The organism is Aeromonas sp. 1HA1 (assembly GCF_029237385.1).
Classification (GTDB): domain Bacteria; phylum Pseudomonadota; class Gammaproteobacteria; order Enterobacterales; family Aeromonadaceae; genus Aeromonas; species Aeromonas popoffii.
Genome location: NZ_JAACGC010000168.1, coordinates 1 through 1,282, shown reverse-complemented (window position 1 = coordinate 1,282; position 1,282 = coordinate 1). Strand labels below are relative to the sequence as shown.

Genomic DNA, 1,282 nt, shown 5'->3' with positions numbered 1-1,282 from the left:
TTAATTGGGCAGTTAGGCCATGATGATATTCCGGCACGGCTTTTGATGCCGCTGCCACCTGAGCTAGATGAATTGTCGCTTTTTGAGCCCAACTGAACGGGCATTAATAACCCAAGTGGAGAGTAAAGCTATGTCTAAAATTACTGGCGTAATGATTCAACGTGTTACTCATGGTATTGGTGTTTCCCGCAAGGGCCCGTCACCTAAGCCTTACGATTTTGCTAACCTTACTTTCCTTATTCCTGCGACCAGCTTTGATATGCCAGAGTGCAAAATAACTAACTGGGGCTTTGAAGCTAAGGAAATGCCACTTAAGAACGATCCTATTGTGCTGGCTAATATTGCCAACTGCCCCAAACTCCAGCCTATTACCCTGTTACTGGAAGCCGACCCGCGCAACCCTGCTCAAAATATCGTTGCTGGCTTTGAACTTGAAGGCGGGGCAAAACAGGACGATTTCGGCCCACTCCATAAAAAGCCTTAACTAATCCGGTGCCTGAGGAGGAGGAGCGAATACGTGCAGCGACCGACGATGAGGGCACCATATAAATGATTTGTGTCGAATTAACGTCCGAGGGGTATATCAGACAGGCCCCGCCGGAAACATGTTCTTACGTGCTGTTGACAACTCAGGAGCACACCACGTTAACGGATATATCGAGCTGGTTTCAGTTCGATGTAACCATCACGTCAATAGCCTTTGGTTTCGGATTAACCATTTGGGTTGTTGGTTTAAAACTGGGCGCCATTGCCCGTGTCATTGTTGGTGCAAAAAGAGGATAAATAAAATGCAAAAACTTTCAGGCTTGTTCCGTAATGGTTGTATTGCTGCTGTCGCTTCCCTGTCTGCCGTTGGTGCTGCTCATGCTGCTGCTGGTGAGACTTCCGCTGCTGCCGGTGCTGCGCTCGATTCGGCGCTGTCAGATGTAAATGCGACCTCTCCCAAGGTCATGATGGTGGTTGCTGCGGTTGTTGGTGTCGGCATCCTGATCAGCCTTATTCGCAAAGCCTAAGCCATGTCCCTGCTTATCGGGACGCTCTGGTTTTTGTTCTTTGTCGAGGGATGGAGAGCATCCTTTTCAATCTAAGGCGGCTTCGGTCGCCTTTTTTCATATTGGGGGCTGTGTGCGCATAGGTTGGCTTCTGTTGTTTGTGTCCTTTTCTTCTTACTCGTGGGACGGGTGTCCTCCTGATGTCTCGCTTGGTATGGTGACAATGGCCACGCCTCTCCCTATCTGTTTGAAATATGATAATTCGCCTAAAGGCGGTTGCACCGTTAAAT

General features: G+C 48.8%; 2 protein-coding genes. Both read left to right on the top strand.

The features are described 5' to 3' along the window. Positions 1 to 130 precede the first annotated feature (130 nt). On the top strand, positions 131 to 484 hold the full coding sequence (locus GWQ22_RS21420; protein ID WP_275931619.1) for a hypothetical protein: 354 nt from the start codon (positions 131 to 133) through the stop codon (positions 482 to 484). A 304-nt stretch (positions 485 to 788) separates the two neighbouring features. Continuing rightward, positions 789 to 1,013: a Flexible pilin gene (locus GWQ22_RS21415; RefSeq protein WP_275931618.1), complete on the top strand. Its 225-nt coding sequence runs from the start codon at positions 789 to 791 to the stop codon at positions 1,011 to 1,013. Positions 1,014 to 1,282 lie beyond the last annotated feature (269 nt).